The following is a 16,170-nucleotide window of genomic DNA, read 5'->3' as shown; positions in this document are numbered from 1 at the left end:
CCAGGAAATATTGGTAATGGACATCTTCAAGGCTATGGCTATCTTCATCCGTGTCGTTGACACGGGGAGTCTGACGGCGGCAGCAGCGGAATGCGACCTTTCGCCAACCATGGTGGGCAACCATTTGCAGGCGCTAGAGGATCATCTCGGTACACGCCTCATCAATCGGACCACACGGCGGCAAAATCTGACCGAATTCGGCAAGGCCTATTACGAACGATGCATTGAGATCCTCGGTCTCGTTGGGGATGCCGATGCCCTCGCACTCGAAACGCAGACCAGTCCCAAAGGGCGGCTTCGTGTTACAGCATCTGCGACTTTCGGCACGGAACGATTGGTACCTGCGCTCGCCGACTATACGGCGCGTTATCCCAAAGTGGATCTCGACGTGGTCATCACCGACACTGTCGTGGATTTGGCTGAGGACGGATTCGAGGCGGCGATCCGCCTTGGCAACCTTCAGGGTTCCGACCTGATTGCCCGCCCGCTTGCACCGTATAGATTGATGATTTGCGCCGCACCGAGTTATCTGGCGAAACGCGGCGAACCGCGGCGACCGGAGGATCTTGCGCAGCACGATTGTTTAGCCTATACCTATTCCTCGCGGTCCGAGTGGCGATCGGCACAGGCATCCTGGCGCATGACCGGTCCAGAGGGCGAAATCAGCGTGCCGATTTCGGGCCGGATGCAGGTCGACAGCGCTCAAGGGTTACGCCAGGCTGCGCTCGCTGGCATGGGCATTGTCATGTTGCCTGAGATAATGCTGTCAAAGGATATCGAGGAAGGCCATCTCGTTCGCTTACTCCCTGGATACACGCCGCCGATCCGGCCGTTGAACCTCATCTACCTACGTGATCACCGTATGTCGCCCAAGCTGCGCAGCTTCGTTGATTTCGTGGTGGAGCGCTTTAGCTTAAAGTTGTGATTTACGGGTAAAAACAGGGACCGACAAAGAGGAAATTGATGGCATTTCTGCGGCACAGAATCAGCTAAGACATGCAACCGCGACAATGACTGCGCACCATGTTCGACATCGCAGGGGGAAGCTAGTTTTCATTCCGCAATCCCCATTCAGCGCATGCCTGCAAAACCTTACCAGGCCTTGCGGACTAATTCTTGCGGAACAAGGGGCAGCCTCAGATAGATTTCGAGAAAACTCAAATATTTCTGACAAAGTCACCCAATTTGAAAGGCCGCAGTCGCCAAAAGCGGACGATAGCCCAGTAATGATTCGCCGACTGCTTCAGGCTGGAAGCAGTGGGGGTGCGGACAATAACTTGGACTACTTGGAGGTAGTTCATGTATTCATACGAAGACCGCATTCGAGCAGTCAAGCTTTATATCAAGCTTGGGAAACGCACTGGTCCGACCATTCGGCAGTTGGGCTATCCAACAAAGAATGCGCTCAAGAGCTGGTATCGAGAATACGAACAAAGTCGCGATTTACAGGTAGGCTATGTGCGCTCAAGGCAGAGGTATTCTGACGAACAAAAACAGGCGGCGGTTCAACATTACCTAGACCACGATCGCTGTATTGCTTCAACTATGAAGGCACTGGGATATCCCAGCCGTGCAACGCTCACTGCGTGGATTGATGAACTGCACCCCGAAGTACGCCATCGCGTTGTCGGCGGAGCTGCAAACGTGCAGCACTCCCCTGAGTTCAAGAATGCGGCAATCATTGATCTATGCACCAGGAAGACAAGTGCACAAACAATTGCTCAAAAACTAGCAGTGTGCAGGCCGACGTTGTATAACTGGAAGAATCAATTACTCGGTCGCGAGGCACCCCCATCCATGAAACGCCAGAACGATTCAAAGCCAGTTCCTGAGCAGACAGAACTGCAACGGCAAGTCGAATCGCTTCAACGAGACATCCGGCGATTACAGCTTGAACATGACCTATTGAAGAAGGCCAATGAACTGTTAAAAAAAGGCCTGGGCGTCGATCTGCAGATCCTGAGCAACCGGGAGAAGACGCTGCTGGTTGACGCCTTGAAGCAAACCTATTCGCTGTCAGAACTCTTTGTCGAACTTGATCTTGCCCGCAGTTCCTATTTTTATCATCGGGTCCAACTCCGGGGCGCTGACAAATATGCTGATGCGCGTCTTGCCATCACCGAAGTCTTCGAGTGCAATCACCGTTGCTACGGTTATCGGCGGATGCGTGCGGCACTTGGCAGGCGCCAGGTGTTTATCTCGGAGAAAGTCGTACAACGTTTGATGAAGCAGGAACGTTTGGTCGTCACCGCTAACAGAAGGCGTCGGTATGGATCCTATTTGGGCGAAATCAGCCCAGCGCCAGAGAATCTCATCAACCGGGACTTCCAGGCTGCCACCCCGAATGAAAAATGGCTTACCGACATCACGGAGTTCCAGATCCCGGCTGGGAAGGTGTATTTATCGCCCATGATCGATTGCTTCGATGGCCTGGTTATCAGTTGGTCCATCGGCACGCGTCCAGATGCCGATCTAGTGAACACGATGTTGGATGCAGCCATCGAGACGGTAGCCAATGGCGGAGGTCGGCCTGTCGTTCACTCTGATCGTGGCGCCCACTATCGCTGGCCTGGGTGGCTCTCAAGGATACACAACGCAAAGCTGATTCGTTCGATGTCGCACAAAGGATGCTCACCCGACAATGCCGCCTGTGAGGGCTTCTTCGGGCGGCTGAAGACGGAGTTGTTCTACCCTCGGGACTGGCAGGCTACAACCGTTGAGCAATTCATTCAGGTAGTTGATTCTTACATTCGCTGGTATAACGAAAAACGCATCAAGATATCCCTTGGCTCACGCAGTCCCCTCGAATATCGAGAAAGCCTCGGATTTACGACATAAACCAGTCCAAGTTTTACGCCGCACCCCCAGTCCGTCAATTTTCACCGGCAAGCTACAGAAGCCATCCCTAAACGGTTATTCTTCTTTCACCCGTTGAGCGTGCGACCGCCATCGATGATGATTTCAGAGCCGACTGTCCACTTGGACTCATCGGAAGCGAAGTACAGTACTGCCTTGGCTATTTCTTCCGGCGTTCCAAAGCGTCCGAACGGAATGGTTGCGGCAATTTCCTTGTTGACCTGCTCGCGATAGGCGGCGGGGATGCCGAGCTTGTCGTACAGCGGGGTTTCGACTGGACCAGGGCTGACCGCATTGACGCGGACGCCGCGTCCGAGCAATTCGCTCGACAGTGTCTTCGACATATTCAGGAACGCGGCCTTGGTCGCGGCATAGACCGACGAACGCGCGACACCGACGTGCGCGTTGATGGACGTGTTAAGCACCACTGAAGCCGGGTTAGCAAACACTGGCAGCAACGCCTGGATCAGGAAGTATGGCCCCTTGACGTTGATATCGAAGGAACGATTAAACATCTCCTCCGTCCATTCCTCGATCGGCACCCAAACGGAAACGCCAGCGTTGAGGAAAGCGACGTCGAGCTGGCCGTAGTGATCTTTCACAGCTTGCGCCAATCCTTTCTGCGCGGCCACGCTGGCCGAGTCAGCACGCAACACGAGCACTTCGGAACCGAGTTCAGCCTTTGCCTTCTCAATGGAATCGGGATTGACGCCGGTCACTACGACGCGGGCTCCTTCAATCAGGAATTGCTTGGCGGTTTCGAGGCCGATACCGCTAGTACCGCCGGTGATGAGAGTACGTTTGCCTTGTAAGCGAGACATGGAAATTTTCCTGGGTAGGTGGAGGCAACGACAGCGGGAGTCGTCGTATACCGGACCTGAATAATGAACCTATGCAACAGAATCGATAAGTATGTATATTTGTATATAATTCATGCTCCTATTGCATGAATAGAGAACAGAATGGATCGCTTTCTACTGATGACTTGCTTTGTCCGTGCGGTTGAGACGGGCAGTTTGTCTGCAGCGGGGCGCGATCTGGGACTGAGTCAGCCCAACGTGAGCCGGTATGTGGCGGCGCTGGAAGATCATTTGCAGACCCGGCTTCTGCATCGGTCCACGCGCAAGCTTGTTCTCACACCGGAAGGCGAACGCTACTATGCGGAGGTCCGGCGCATACTTGATGCTGTCACAGAGTCGGAATCTTCTGTCCGGGACAATGTAGAGCCGTCAGGCCTCTTGCGTGTCGCATGTCCGACTACCTTGACTCATGCTTTTGTGTTGCCGCATGTGCCAGCGTTCCTTGAGCGCTATCCCAGACTCGAGCTCGACCTCCAGATCAGTGATCGCTACGTCAACCTGGTCGATGAGGGGGTCGAGCTGGCAATCCGCATTGGTCATCTCGAAGACAGCGCGTTACGTGCGCGGCGCATCGGATTGTTCGAGCGAGTATGCGTCGCCAGCAATGGCTATCTCGCCAAGCACGGCATTCCGCGAGATCCGGATGACCTGCGCGACCATCACTGCGTCATCTTTACACTGCTGTCATCAGGTAGCACTTGGCGCTTCAGGAATGCCGAGGTTCCGGTCTCAGGCAGGTTTCGCGTCAATTCACCTGAAGCTGTGCGTGAAGCGGTGACCGCCGGCCTTGGCATCGGACATGGTCCACAATGGTTATTCGAAGCGGGATTAAAAGACGGCAGCTTGCGGTTGCTGCTAGGCGAGTATGCTGCGCCGCCTGTGCCTATCCAGATCCTGTACGTGGCAAACCGTCTCATGCCGAAGCGCGCCATTGTGTTCATGGACTTCATCACGCAGAAATTTTCCCTAATCCCTGCGCTGAACGTCGATGTAGCAACGACCTCGGCGTCGTGATCGGATATGGTCGAGCGCGGGCAAAAGGGTGCTATCAAACAGTCCGCGGTGATTGCGCAGACCAAGGCACGCGAAATCGCAGCAGCACAAGCACGTAAAAATCGCGCTATCAACGTCAAACAGCCGAACAAATCGACCGTGAGCCTTAAAAGCGCTGTGCTGGCTGTGGCCAAGAGGGCGGATAAGGCAGCGGGCATGGCGGTCATTGAAGCGCAAAAGACACTGCAAAAGCTCAAGAATGCCGGCCAGATCTCTCAGGCCGACTTTGATGTCATCACGATGAAACTAAAGGGTTAATGATGCTGCATTCCGTACCAACACAAATCAACAAGGCGGCGCGTAGTGTCACGTTGCGCCATCCGAATGGCATTCCGTGTCACGCTTTCCGGCAGCGGGTATTGCGCCAGGCTGACGGCGGTATGGGCGGCATGCCAATACTGGGCGGCCTCGGTGTGTTGGATTCGTCGGATGAGTCGGATGTCGGATGGGAGCTGTTGGGTGACGCCAAACTGCTGATCGTAGAAAATTTCCAGCCATCGACGGTTGTCGATCGCGGCGACGCGCTGGACAACACCGAGCCGCAAATTGTTGCGTTGATCGAAGCATTGAGGCCGGAGGAGAATCCCGCGCACTTTACAGCGAAGACCAAGGATGTGTTGTACATGCTGCTGCATGCCGATGTGAAGATCGCCTATGAAGTGGTGGCGATCGATGGTGACATCAATATCGCACCGTACAGCAGAAAATATATATTGCATAAGCGCGATGATCTAACTTACATCGATGGATTTAGAAATGGGTAACGATCCAACTAAGTTGACTACGCGCTGGAGATATGAACGCCAACCGCGACAAGTGTCTCCGCAGTGAGTGTGGAGTAAAAATGCCATATGGGGGATGAGGTGGAACTCTACCTATTAACATTGACAGGTATTTTCTCATTCACAGAAATACTATATTCAGACACCCGCATGTGATGTTTTTTGTCATGGTGGGAAACAGCCATTTTATTTCTATACAGGAGAATTAATGTCTACGCTCAAACCGTCCGCAACAAAAAAGCGACATGACAAACAAGTCATTGGTTATCTAACCCAGTATGACGCCTGGAAAGATGTCCCAGGCCTGGTGCCCAAGGGCGGTTATAACCAATTGAACGTGGATTTCAGTAAGTACACTATTCTCAATTTTTCTTTTTTTGGCCTGGCGCGTGACGGCACCTTGCATAGTGGCGATTATCGTAATACGGACATTTGGCAAGCAGGAACAGTGCAAGAACCGGCGCCACTCATCCACAAGGATATTTACAGCAGCTTTGATATGTATATCTTGTATGGTGAACTGGAGACTATCCACTGGATTAACGCGGGTACTCCTGCCTACAACCAGGGCTATCGCAATGACGAAGTGAATGGCGTTGTCGTAGGTTGGAAAAACGTCACTCCAGGCAAAGAAGAAAGAGGCCCTTGGCCACTATTACTTCCCGTGGCGGAAGGGAAACCCGGCTTGCTGCAAAAGGCCAAAGATGAAGGTGTCAAGGCTATGGCGTCGCTGGGCGGGTGGAGCATGTCCAAACATTTTTGTGAAGTGGCGGCGGATACCGGCATGCGAAAAGCCCTTGTCAATGAGTGCATCAATCTGATCAAGATGGGATTTGATGGCATCGATTTCGACTGGGAATATCCAAATGCCAAGGGCATGAATATCGAGAACTATTCTCCGGCCGACTACGGGAATTTTGCAACCCTGATGGAGGATGTTCGCGAGGCCATTGGTTCCGATAAGCTCATTACCGCGGCCATGTCCGCGTCCCCCGCGTATCTAGAAGGATTTGACTGGGCCCGGCTACAGAGAAGCATGGATTATTTCAATATCATGACCTACGACATCAACGGCGGCTGGTCTGATACAGCAGGGCACAATTCGCCGCTGTTCAATTATCCGGGCGCAAAATCGTATTCGTGTGTATCGGATTCGCGTAAAAATGTGTCAGATCCGACTGAAAAGGAAGCGTCGCCTGTCTCTCTGGATAGCACGACCCGTTTTTTGTTGGACAAGGGTGTGGCGCCGGAGAGAATCAATCTGGGAGTGGCGTTTTATGGCCGTGGCGTCATCACAGAAGATGCAGCGGCGCTCAACGGCCGCACGGTCAAAAAAGACGTTTTCGTGCAGCCGGACGGACCAATATCCAGTTGCGGCGATTTCGACAACTGGGCGTTGGGATTGTGGGACGCCACTCCGCTATATAGCGTGATTTTGCAAAAAACCGGAAGCGACGGAATTGGCGGAGCCGATGGCTGGAAATATAACTGGGACGTGAATGCGAAGGTTCCGTATCTGACCAAAGACAAGTATTTCCTCAGTTATGACAATGAGCGCTCAATCAAAGCGAAAGCGGAATACATCAAGGAGAAAGGGTTGGCGGGTGTCATTATCTGGCACACCTATGGTGATTTGCTGGACATGACGAAGAAAGTCGAGAATGTTGGTACGACTAGTCTCAAATATTGCCCGGAAGCGAGATCGCCGCTGGTTGATGTCATCAATGAGGTATTTGCCAGCGATAAAGTCGGTTTCTAGCCCAGATAGACGACTGATGTTTGAAGACTCGATGAATCTCCTCCGGTGCTTGTGATCACTGTACTGTGAATGGCGAGGGATTCGAACTGCCTGTATCGATCCCTATTGTGAGGACGAGGCGTAACGGCTTGCAGGCTTCGTTCAGACAGATTTGCTAAAGGGAATTGGCCATCAAGCCATTGCTCCGCGTTAGGCTCTGACACAGAGCAATGGTCCCGTTGCAGCCAAGGCATCTGTGGCGGCAGCTGGTCTTTCATCAAGGAAAACACCTCAAAAATCGTGCTCCCGTTCCCCCTATCATTGGCTGCAATGAAGGGGATACATGGACGAATTCACGCGCATCGAAGCCGATGCCCATGGTGGCGCAATGGGCAACAATCACCTGCGAGAGCCGACTCAGGCGCAAAAACTGGCAGGCAACTACAAAGTAGGCAGAACCATCCTTTATGGCATGGCAATCGCCATTGAACAGCCGCGCGGATCGTTCCGTTCCGTGACGTGCAGTCTGGGAATTGGGTGTTGAAAGATCCCAACAGTGCCAAGTTTCACGTCGAGCAAACAGCCGCAGCGATGTCTGATCTCGCCGATATGCTGGGTATTGACCAAGAGTTACTGGGCTTTAGGGGGCGTCTAGGGATGGTATTTGGCGCGCGCGGATCTGGCGGCAAGAACGCAGCTCGCGCGCACTATGAACCGATACATCGCGTCATTAATTTAACCAAGATGGGAGGTGGTGGATCGCTTGGTCACGAGTATTTCCATGCTTTGGACAATGTAATGCATGAATTGGTCAACGCACAATCTTCGGGAAAGAAAAATGAATTCGTGACAGCGAATCCTAATTTGTTGCCGGAAGGAGAGTTACGTGACGCTGTCAAAGCACTTAGCAGGGCCATTATGGATGGAGATCTGCGTGCACCGGAAGTGATTAAATTTACAGAGAAGGACGTAAATACCGCCAAATACAATATTGATGCGCCGCGCAATCGAATCGCACGTGCTATCAAAGACGCAGGCAGCGCCACGGCGGGCATCCTCGCCGTTGATGCGTTCTTGGCGCCGAGTTCGACGGGAAATTCGCGTATTGCCAAACAGAGAAATCAGTGGCGCAAACTTGCTGTAGCTTATTACGCGAGCGAAGGAAAAACGATGGCAACGCTAGCTGTCGGGAAGGGCGTTTCAAGCTTTGCTTTTGAGGCGGCCACGTTGGATAAGGGGCAGTTGGGGAGCTACTGGTCTCAGCTTGAAGAACTGTCCGCGAGGGGATTTCAGGCGTGGATCGAAGATCGAATGGCGCAGCAAGAGCGTCAGAATGATTATTTAAGCGCTTTCGCTGACAACAAATATCGCTATGATCCACTGTTGGACATCCAGTACAAGCCCTTTCCAGAAGGGGATGAGCGAATCAAAATTAATGCAGCATTCGACAATCTGTTCGAGGTGATCCGCAAAAATCAAGTATTCGAGAAGGCGAATGCTAATGAGGCCTTGTTAGATTCGATCTTTAATGCGTCACAGGTTGATAGTCCAGCCCCATCTCTTCAGCGATGGTCTTGAGGCGCTTGTCTCGGGTCCATAGGCGGGCGGCATGGATTGCCGTGCTGGCCAGCAGATGCGTATCAATATACCCAATGCCACGCCCCATGAGCTTGTGTTGTTCGATAAAGAACAATGCTTCCTCGTTGGTGGCGGGGGGTAATTGCGGTAGCGATTGCAATAAATTTAAGATTTCGTTCCGGTTGCCGAGGCTGCCGCATGCGAGTTCGCCGATGACGAAAGGGTGACAATAACCCAGTCCTGTTTCAAGCAGTCCGGCGAGTGCTGGGCTGCCGGCGCGCAAATGGTCAATCCAGATGGATGTATCGACCAAAATCATTGCGTCTCGCCTTTGCGACGTGAAATTTCCTGCAATTGTGGTTCGCTGCCGCCTAAACGCGCCAGGCGACGCGCGCTTTCACGCTGAATCAATGCATTCAACGCTTCCTTCAGCAGGGCATTGCGTTCTTCCAGGCCACACAGCGTTTGCGCGCGGGCAAGAAGAGCATCATCTAAATTAACTGTTGTACGCATAACGTGCTCCTTGAGAATTGATGAATCAATTATAGCATCAAATGATGCTTTAATTGGTTCATGCCCTGCCTTGGGGATGGAAGCCGCCGAAAAGTCATGATGTTCTTTTGCCTGACAATGCTGAATACAGACGATTCAGAGCGGATATGGCAAAAGACACTGAGAAGAATGCGCCCGGTCTCTTCAGCAAAATGGGAACGTCGAGAAGGTGGGCGATCTTGGCAAAGACGATCCCTATGCCTTTGATTACGGAGCGACCTCGCAGCTGTTGCTGGGTACTGGCCATCGTACCGCCCGTATGTACGCGCAGATTTCTAGCCATCAGATGTTAATTCGGGATGTGCTGTAACTCTGAGTTTGCTGAAATGTACGACGCTACCCAATTTCAAGGCGTGCGGCAGTTCGACCTTTTCGGCAATGGCGAGTTTTACGTGCTGATGGATGAAAGTGTTGAGTTTGGGGCAAGCATGCTGTAAGCGCGGCTTGGTAAGTCAAAGAAAATATCCAGATCTGCGGGTCTGGATATTTTTTTGTATACGCAAATGATGAATTTTGTTAAATCGTCAAATAGTTGTTGTATTTCAATATTTATTGAGCTCACAATAACGGCTTGTGGCAAAATAAGACTTATCAAATTGAAAACGCAGGGGTATCCGATGGGAAATGCGCAAGCTTTGTTCGAGGCAATACGACTTGGTGGTGATCGGCAAAATGCTCGCATCCTGCGCCTCCGTTTTCCCCACGACGACGGTCCAAGCGCTACTTTGTTGGCGAACCGCCTGGAGGCCGATGAGGGCCTGTCCCGCGATTTTACGTACACGCTAGAAATCCTCGCCGAGGACGCGCATATACCGCTCGAAGATGTGATGGGCAAGATGGTCACGATCTCCCTGGTAAGGGCGGACGGCAGTGTGCGCTTTTTCAACGGTTACGTTTTCCAGTTCCAACTCGTAAAAACCGACGGTAGCTTGGCGTTTTACTCGATGGTATTGAAACCGTGGTTAGCGTATTTGCACATCCGCAAAGATAATTTTCTGTTCCATGGTAAGACGCTACGGGAACAGACGGAAAGCGTTTTCAAAGATTATGGCACGCATGCCGACTGGGATTACCAGGTCAAAGCTGCTGAAACACCAGTCACGATGGCCTGCCAGTTTCAAGAATCCGATCACAACTATCTGCATCGTCACTGGGAAGCTGCCGGCTTACATTATTGGTACGAACACAGTGAGAAGGGCCACAAGCTCGTCTTGAGTGATGATTCGACTCAAGCCGCACCTATCGATGGCGGCAGCGCCGAGATTCCTTTTCAGCGTCATGCCGGTGCGAAGGAAGAAGACGCCATCGGCGAGTGGAGTCGCGTGCGCGACATTCATGCCAGCAAAGTCGCGCTATCGGGATTCAATTTTAAGAGCCCTGTGCCGGCCAATGTCAATATGCCGACGTTGGCGAAACAAGGCGACGTACTCAATGTCGAATCCTACGAATACGCGGGCGCCTACGGTTTCAAGGACGGTCAGGATGGTGACGGCCTGGCACGCCGGCGGATTGAAGAAATTGAGGCCGGTGGCGAGCAAATGCAAGCCGCAGGGAATAATCGCAACATGCAGCCTAGACGATCTTTTCATTTGACCGGACATTTTAATGCCGGTGCTTCGGGCTCTGCTTCTGAGAGCAATGAATACCAGATCGTCAGCGTCATCCATAGCGCCAGCAATAATTACTTGCAACAAGCCGATGCTCCCGCGAACTACAGCAATCATGCGATCTGTATCAGCAAAAATGTTCCGTGGCGGCCGGGTCGCAATTTCAGTAGCGTCGACACCAAAATCACGACATTGCAAACTGCTACGGTTGTAACCCCAGATGGGCAGGACGTCTATGTCGACAAATATGGACGAGTACGTGTGCAGCTGCATTGGGACCGCGTAGGGGAAAACAATGAGCGCAGCTCTGCGTGGTTGCGGGTGATGAGCCCCATCGCCGGCGCACAGCTGGGGGCGGAATTCCCTTTGCGTAAAGGGATGGAAGTCGTGGTGGCCTGTTTGGACGGGAATCCTGACCGCATGGTTATCACCGGTGCCGTTTATAACGAACGGAATATGCCGCCGTGGAAGCTGCCTGACCAACAGGCGCTGTCCGGTTTTCGTACGCGCGAGTTGACACCCGATGGCGGCAATGTCGCCGGCGGGCGCAGCAACCACCTAGTTTTCGACGACTCCAATTCGAAGATACAAACACAGCTAAAAAGCGATCATCTCCATTCTTCTATATCGCTGGGGTACATCACGCGCATCGAAGACAATGCGGGCCGCAAGGATGCACGCGGCGAAGGACTTGCTCTGGAAACTGGCGGCGCGGCCGCGCTTCGCGCCGATAGGGGATTGTTGCTCAGTACCGATGGTCGAGCCAAAGCGGTCGGCGGCATTCTTAGTCGTGACGAACTGATCAAATGCCTGGAAAAGGCGCTTGACCTTGCAAAAGGCCTTGGCCAAGCTGCAACACAGCACCAGGGCGGGGAGCGCGACTCTAAACCGCAGCAAGACTTGACCGCTGCAATTGATGCGCTTGGCCATGGTGCGGGCGACGAAGCTGACAGCAAAGGGGCGACTGCTGGCGGCCAGCCTGTGATGGCGTTTAGTTCGCCTGCAGGCATTGCCAGCGCCACCCCTCAAGACCAGACCCACTACGCTGGGCAGAACATCGATACAGTGGCGGGTAGCAACCAACAGCACTACGCGGCTAAGTCGATTCTACATACAGCTGGCAAAGACATCGAACAGTTCGCACTTGATGGCGACATCCGCACCATCGCCAACAAAGGTAAAATTATTCAGCAGGCGCAGCAGAACATGATCGAAATTACTGCAGACAAAAGCGTGTCAATCATGTCGACCGAAGATCACATTCTGATGTCCGCCAGCAAGCACATCACCATGACCAGTGGCGGTGCTTATATCAAGATCGCAGACGGCAATATCGAAATCGTTTGCCCTGGAAATCTGGTCTTCAAATCGGCGAGCCGCTCATTTACTGGGCCGGGTAGCATGGCGGCCAATATGCCTACTTTCGATAGCGGCAATACAGGGCGCAAGTTCGCGCTATACCAGCACGGCGACAAGGCAAACGCCGTAGCGGATCACAACTACAAGATCAAGCTTGACGACGGCCAAACCATCGAAGGGGTGACCGGAGCAGACGGCTTGACAAAATTGGCTGAAAAAGACGCAATGCGCATTGCAAACATTCAAGTATGGAAGGCCCCAGCATGACTGAACCGGATGAAAATCTCGTAGTTGTGGGCGATGAATTGCACTGGCTATTACCCAGTCAATCGACCGCTTATGTCGAAGTTAAAACGCCGATGCCGTGTATCACAATTCTGGTTCACGGAGTAAATGATGTCGGCGAGGCCTTTCCGAATCAAGAGAAAGGCTTGTGTGCGGGGTTAAACAAGCGGCTGTTCCGCAAGGATCTCGCCTGTCCAGATTGGACAGTACCGCCGCCACCAAAGGATGGCAAAAAATTTACGGCCGAAGAGGTCAGCGCTGATCCCGACAAAGTGTACTATCAACGCCCACCCGACAAAGCCACATCGTCAATTATTCCGTTTTATTGGGGATTTCGAGAAATAACCAGTTTGGCCAAAACCACAGCGACACATGGTCAATATCTGGATCGTTTTGGCAATCGGATAGATAAACGGTATGGCAAAAATGGCGGTCCATTTGCCAATGCAACAACGAATATACCGGACATGTTTGGTCCAGGTTTTAATCGCAATTGGGGCGTTCGACGAGCTGACCCAGAGAGTGGAACACATCCATTGCTTAGCGCACCGCCCCGAACATATATGGTGTTGGCAGCACAACGGCTGGCGGCGTTAATTAGAGTCATCCGGAAAAAATCACCCAATGAGCCAATCAATGTCGTCGCACATAGCCAAGGATGTTTTGTGACGCTGCTGGCGCACGCCATGCTTGCCAAGGAAGGTAAGAACATGAAGGCTGATGTCTTCATTATGAACAACCCGCCGTACAGCGTTGATGAACCTCTGTTAGAACAAGTTCAAACTGGGAACGAGCAGCAGACATCATATGCTCGTGAGGAGACGTTGCGGCAGATTATTGCTGAGTACATTACAAAAGGCCCAGCTGTAGTCCCCGCGTTCGCCGACCTTAAAAAACTTGGATCCACTGGCGCAGATTGGGCGCCAAACGCCAATAAGGAACGAGATAACAGAGGCAAGGTTTACCTTTATTTTAGCCCTGACGATGCCACGGTTGGGCTACCGAATATTCAAGGTATTGGTTGGTGGGGCGTCTACGATGGCATGCGAGAAAAATTGGGGAGTCGTTTTTTTCAACGTATGTTTGCTTCGCCCGATGGCAAGAATGCCGACGCTGCGAAAGTAGGAGAAGACCCAAAAGAATACACCATTAGTTTCAAATGGAATTCGGGTTTCACCTTTCGCCGTCATAGACTGATCAATGCGGAAGCATTGCCGCAACCGTTTGTACCCGATCTTGGAGCTGCGAGGCTAATGAACGGCCCTATTGACGCCGCGATTGCTGTAGCCAATCCTTACAAAAAAAAGGGAGAAGAAGGAGTCCTGCCTACTGACAAGACACCGGAGGAGGCGCAAGCTCGATGGCTCAATAAAGACGATGCAAACTCTCATCACTCAAGTATCGTCAGCAGTATTGAACACTCACAAAAAGCGACTGCATATGATCTTTGTGTTGGCGTCAGCGGCATCCTGAAAAACAATGATGTGACGTGGATTTCCTTTCTGCGTGCGGCGGCTGATTGGCGTACCAATTGGCGAGGAACAGTTACAGATATTACTAGCAATAATAAAGATGCTTCATTTCCACCTCCTTCGCAAGGAGTCGTAGGTGTATTGGACAAAAATATAGATGCTGAGGAACGCGATATTTTTCTTGGTAATTGCAAATATTACTGTCCTTCGGGCGAAGCCGGATTGCTGCCGGGGTTTACCAGAGCTTGCACGGTTGCGAGCCTGAACCCATATGTAACAAGTCAAACTGTAGATCAGGTTATAGAGGAGCAAAATGAATATCGTACTCAAAGTCGTCACTAGTAGCGCCTTGCTGGCCGTGTCCTTAACAAGTGTTCTCGCGCTGTCTGGTTGTATCACTGCGTTTGCTCCAGCAAGTGATCCGTGTACCCGTGATCCAAAGGACACATCCGTTCGACTCTGTACTCCCGAAGAATTACGTCAGTCTCAAGCGACGCAAGATGCAATGAGGCGACAAAGTAGCAACTGATGCGGCGAATGACAATCTTTCAACCGCTGGCCCGTTGTGCCATGGTAATAGGTGCACTTTTAAGTGCGCATGTTCTGGCCACTCCGATAGTTAACAAGATGGATTCCTCTATGCCACAGACACAAGTACCTGCCACCAATTTTCCTGCTGTTGATTCGCTCGAATTGGTCGGCGTCGGCGTCAGCGTAGAAACCTGGCGCAATCATCCGAGCTTTCCTAAATTTAATTTGTGGAACGCGGTTGTAGAAAGCAACGGCAGCTATCTCGTATCGCAAGACCCCAAACAATACCCAAAGAATCTCGACGAATCGCAAATGATGAGCGCTAAGCGCAAAGAGGATGCGGTAGATGTCGCGATGCGTGATTTCATGGATCGCTACCCGCTACCAATAGCGGTAGTAGGACCAGCCTGGCATGGACCAGATGAAGAGGCTGCAAGGGAAAAGCAACGTTATGCAAATGCAGATAGTTTTGTAATAACCAAAGACGACACTCCATATACATCCAGGGGGGAGTTTTCTGGATTGCTGACTCAAAGCGGACAAGTAATGAACTCTTACTTGAACGATGAGCCCGATAAGCTTTGGCAGACTATCTTCAGCACGTTCGACCAGCATACTGATCTTCCGGCTGTCGGTGTAGCGGCAAAAGATGGGGTCATTCAGCGAGCAGCTGGAACATATGTTAGTGACCGTCCGCATTTTAACAAGATGGCAGAGCAAGCTTATCGTCCTAAGCAGGCCCGTACGATCAGCGATAGTTGGACGTTTTTGACCCTTGTCCGTCGCGGCCGCATTGACTGGCTGCGTCCTTTCGCTCCGTTGGTAAAAGATACGATGAAGGTTGAGAGTTTCGACGGCGAAGGTCCCGCTCGTAACTGGTCCGAGTTTGACGGCTGGAAGAAAAATCCTCCGCAAGCATTTGTTTCGACCCCCTTTATCGCCGAACCATGGACCCCGTTCCAAATTGAGCAATACGATCATCTGGAGAACCTCGGTACTCTGCATCGTCCGCAAGTGGTGTCGTATCTTGACGAGCAAGGAAAGCCGCTCAAAGCAGCAGAGCGCCAGGTGCGCATGGAAACTGCTTTGCGTCTGGCGTTGGCGCCGTTGAAGGGAGCTCTGCCTGCTCGTATCTTCTACGACTACGGCAGTGTCTGGGATGATCGTACAAGTTCGACGCGTTTTTTGCCGCTGGTACAAAGCTTTCACGCTATCGACCCTGAATTCGATTTGCTTGATCCCAAATATGGATATGATCTAGCGCGAATATTGGGTGACACTGGCGCGGGTAGCCCCTTCGTAGCTGTTGCATTGGCGTCGATGGCAGGCAGGCAATCGGGTGGCGCGACACTGGTTGCGAATTTGCGCCGAAATGATGGGGCTACGCTTTTGCTGGTAACTCCTCCTAGTGCGGAACAGATCAAAAAGGACGCCGCCATCAAGCGCCCATACTTTCCCCACAAATGATAAACCATTGCAAGGAACATCGAAGTGAGC

14 protein-coding genes are annotated in these 16,170 nt (G+C 52.1%); 11 read left to right on the top strand and 3 right to left on the bottom strand.

Annotated features, from left to right (window positions below):
* Positions 1-16 precede the first annotated feature (16 nt).
* Together BCF11_RS01095 and BCF11_RS01090 are read left to right on the top strand one after the other, a co-directional pair.
* Entirely contained in the window at positions 17-925 is a 909-nt protein-coding gene (locus BCF11_RS01095) for a LysR family transcriptional regulator (RefSeq protein WP_199110699.1), read from the top strand.
* 374 nt (positions 926-1,299) lie between these two features.
* A complete protein-coding gene (locus BCF11_RS01090) occupies positions 1,300-2,838 on the top strand; it encodes an IS3 family transposase (RefSeq protein ID WP_098493107.1) in 1,539 nt (512 codons plus the stop codon).
* Positions 2,839-2,924: 86 nt separating this feature from the next.
* Here BCF11_RS01090 and BCF11_RS01085 read toward each other — a convergent pair whose 3' ends face one another.
* On the bottom strand, positions 2,925-3,677 hold the full coding sequence (locus BCF11_RS01085; RefSeq protein ID WP_098493106.1) for an SDR family oxidoreductase: 753 nt from the start codon (positions 3,675-3,677) through the stop codon (positions 2,925-2,927).
* A gap of 141 nt (positions 3,678-3,818) precedes the next feature.
* Here BCF11_RS01085 and BCF11_RS01080 point away from each other — a divergent pair, with 141 nt between their 5' ends.
* From BCF11_RS01080 to BCF11_RS01055, 6 genes are all read left to right on the top strand, one after another.
* Positions 3,819-4,730 (top strand): LysR family transcriptional regulator, encoded by a 912-nt coding sequence (locus tag BCF11_RS01080; protein WP_098493105.1) that lies wholly within the window; start codon positions 3,819-3,821, stop codon positions 4,728-4,730.
* Between the two features lie 6 nt (positions 4,731-4,736).
* Positions 4,737-5,027: a hypothetical protein gene (locus tag BCF11_RS01075; RefSeq protein ID WP_098493104.1), complete on the top strand. Its 291-nt coding sequence runs from the start codon at positions 4,737-4,739 to the stop codon at positions 5,025-5,027.
* On the top strand, positions 5,027-5,533 hold the full coding sequence (locus BCF11_RS01070; protein ID WP_098493103.1) for a hypothetical protein: 507 nt from the start codon (positions 5,027-5,029) through the stop codon (positions 5,531-5,533). Before BCF11_RS01075 ends, BCF11_RS01070 begins: the two co-directional genes overlap by 1 nt.
* Positions 5,534-5,759: 226 nt before the next feature.
* Positions 5,760-7,310, top strand: a complete 1,551-nt coding sequence (locus BCF11_RS01065; protein ID WP_098493102.1) for a glycoside hydrolase family 18 protein — start codon at positions 5,760-5,762, stop codon at positions 7,308-7,310.
* A gap of 322 nt (positions 7,311-7,632) precedes the next feature.
* Positions 7,633-7,833: a hypothetical protein gene (locus tag BCF11_RS01060; RefSeq protein ID WP_098493101.1), complete on the top strand. Its 201-nt coding sequence runs from the start codon at positions 7,633-7,635 to the stop codon at positions 7,831-7,833.
* On the top strand, positions 7,830-8,867 hold the full coding sequence (locus BCF11_RS01055; RefSeq protein WP_098493100.1) for an LPD1 domain-containing protein: 1,038 nt from the start codon (positions 7,830-7,832) through the stop codon (positions 8,865-8,867). The genes BCF11_RS01060 and BCF11_RS01055 overlap by 4 nt, the downstream gene beginning before the upstream one ends.
* Here the strand turns inward: BCF11_RS01055 and BCF11_RS01050 are convergent.
* Entirely contained in the window at positions 8,815-9,186 is a 372-nt protein-coding gene (locus tag BCF11_RS01050) for a type II toxin-antitoxin system VapC family toxin (RefSeq protein WP_098493099.1), read from the bottom strand. The two genes, BCF11_RS01055 and BCF11_RS01050, sit on opposite strands and share 53 nt — an antisense overlap.
* Positions 9,183-9,380 carry a type II toxin-antitoxin system VapB family antitoxin gene (locus BCF11_RS01045; RefSeq protein ID WP_098493098.1) on the bottom strand — a complete coding sequence of 66 codons (198 nt, stop codon included), beginning with the start codon at positions 9,378-9,380 and terminating at the stop codon, positions 9,183-9,185. The genes BCF11_RS01050 and BCF11_RS01045 overlap by 4 nt, the downstream gene beginning before the upstream one ends.
* A 542-nt stretch (positions 9,381-9,922) precedes the next feature.
* Between BCF11_RS01045 and BCF11_RS01040 the strand changes: the two genes are divergently transcribed.
* The 3 genes from BCF11_RS01040 (at position 9,923) to BCF11_RS01030 (ending at position 16,140) form a co-directional block, all read left to right on the top strand.
* A complete protein-coding gene (locus tag BCF11_RS01040) occupies positions 9,923-12,652 on the top strand; it encodes a type VI secretion system Vgr family protein (protein WP_143751223.1) in 2,730 nt (909 codons plus the stop codon).
* Entirely contained in the window at positions 12,649-14,484 is a 1,836-nt protein-coding gene (locus BCF11_RS01035; RefSeq protein WP_158229120.1) for a DUF3274 domain-containing protein, read from the top strand. Before BCF11_RS01040 ends, BCF11_RS01035 begins: the two co-directional genes overlap by 4 nt.
* A 297-nt stretch (positions 14,485-14,781) precedes the next feature.
* Positions 14,782-16,140, top strand: a complete 1,359-nt coding sequence (locus BCF11_RS01030) for a DUF2875 family protein (RefSeq protein WP_158229119.1) — start codon at positions 14,782-14,784, stop codon at positions 16,138-16,140.
* Positions 16,141-16,170: the final 30 nt, after the last annotated feature.

The sequence above is a fragment of the Collimonas sp. PA-H2 genome, assembly GCF_002564105.1.
Classification (GTDB): domain Bacteria; phylum Pseudomonadota; class Gammaproteobacteria; order Burkholderiales; family Burkholderiaceae_D; genus Collimonas.
Note: the sequence above shows the minus strand (reverse complement) of the source record. Positions and strands in the feature narration are given on the sequence as shown.

Bases quoted from the DNA above. Each gene is read 5' to 3' on its own strand.
- BCF11_RS01095 (WP_199110699.1), top strand. From the start codon at position 17: ATGGACATCTTCAAGGCTATGGCTATCTTCATCCGTGTCGTTGACACG.
- BCF11_RS01090 (WP_098493107.1), top strand. From the start codon at position 1,300: ATGTATTCATACGAAGACCGCATTCGAGCAGTCAAGCTTTATATCAAG.
- BCF11_RS01085 (WP_098493106.1), bottom strand. From the start codon at position 3,677: ATGTCTCGCTTACAAGGCAAACGTACTCTCATCACCGGCGGTACTAGC.
- BCF11_RS01080 (WP_098493105.1), top strand. From the start codon at position 3,819: ATGGATCGCTTTCTACTGATGACTTGCTTTGTCCGTGCGGTTGAGACG.
- BCF11_RS01075 (WP_098493104.1), top strand. From the start codon at position 4,737: ATGGTCGAGCGCGGGCAAAAGGGTGCTATCAAACAGTCCGCGGTGATT.
- BCF11_RS01070 (WP_098493103.1), top strand. From the start codon at position 5,027: ATGATGCTGCATTCCGTACCAACACAAATCAACAAGGCGGCGCGTAGT.
- BCF11_RS01065 (WP_098493102.1), top strand. From the start codon at position 5,760: ATGTCTACGCTCAAACCGTCCGCAACAAAAAAGCGACATGACAAACAA.
- BCF11_RS01060 (WP_098493101.1), top strand. From the start codon at position 7,633: ATGGACGAATTCACGCGCATCGAAGCCGATGCCCATGGTGGCGCAATG.
- BCF11_RS01050 (WP_098493099.1), bottom strand. From the start codon at position 9,186: ATGATTTTGGTCGATACATCCATCTGGATTGACCATTTGCGCGCCGGC.
- BCF11_RS01045 (WP_098493098.1), bottom strand. From the start codon at position 9,380: ATGCGTACAACAGTTAATTTAGATGATGCTCTTCTTGCCCGCGCGCAA.
- BCF11_RS01040 (WP_143751223.1), top strand. From the start codon at position 9,923: ATGATGAATTTTGTTAAATCGTCAAATAGTTGTTGTATTTCAATATTT.
- BCF11_RS01035 (WP_158229120.1), top strand. From the start codon at position 12,649: ATGACTGAACCGGATGAAAATCTCGTAGTTGTGGGCGATGAATTGCAC.
- BCF11_RS01030 (WP_158229119.1), top strand. From the start codon at position 14,782: ATGCCACAGACACAAGTACCTGCCACCAATTTTCCTGCTGTTGATTCG.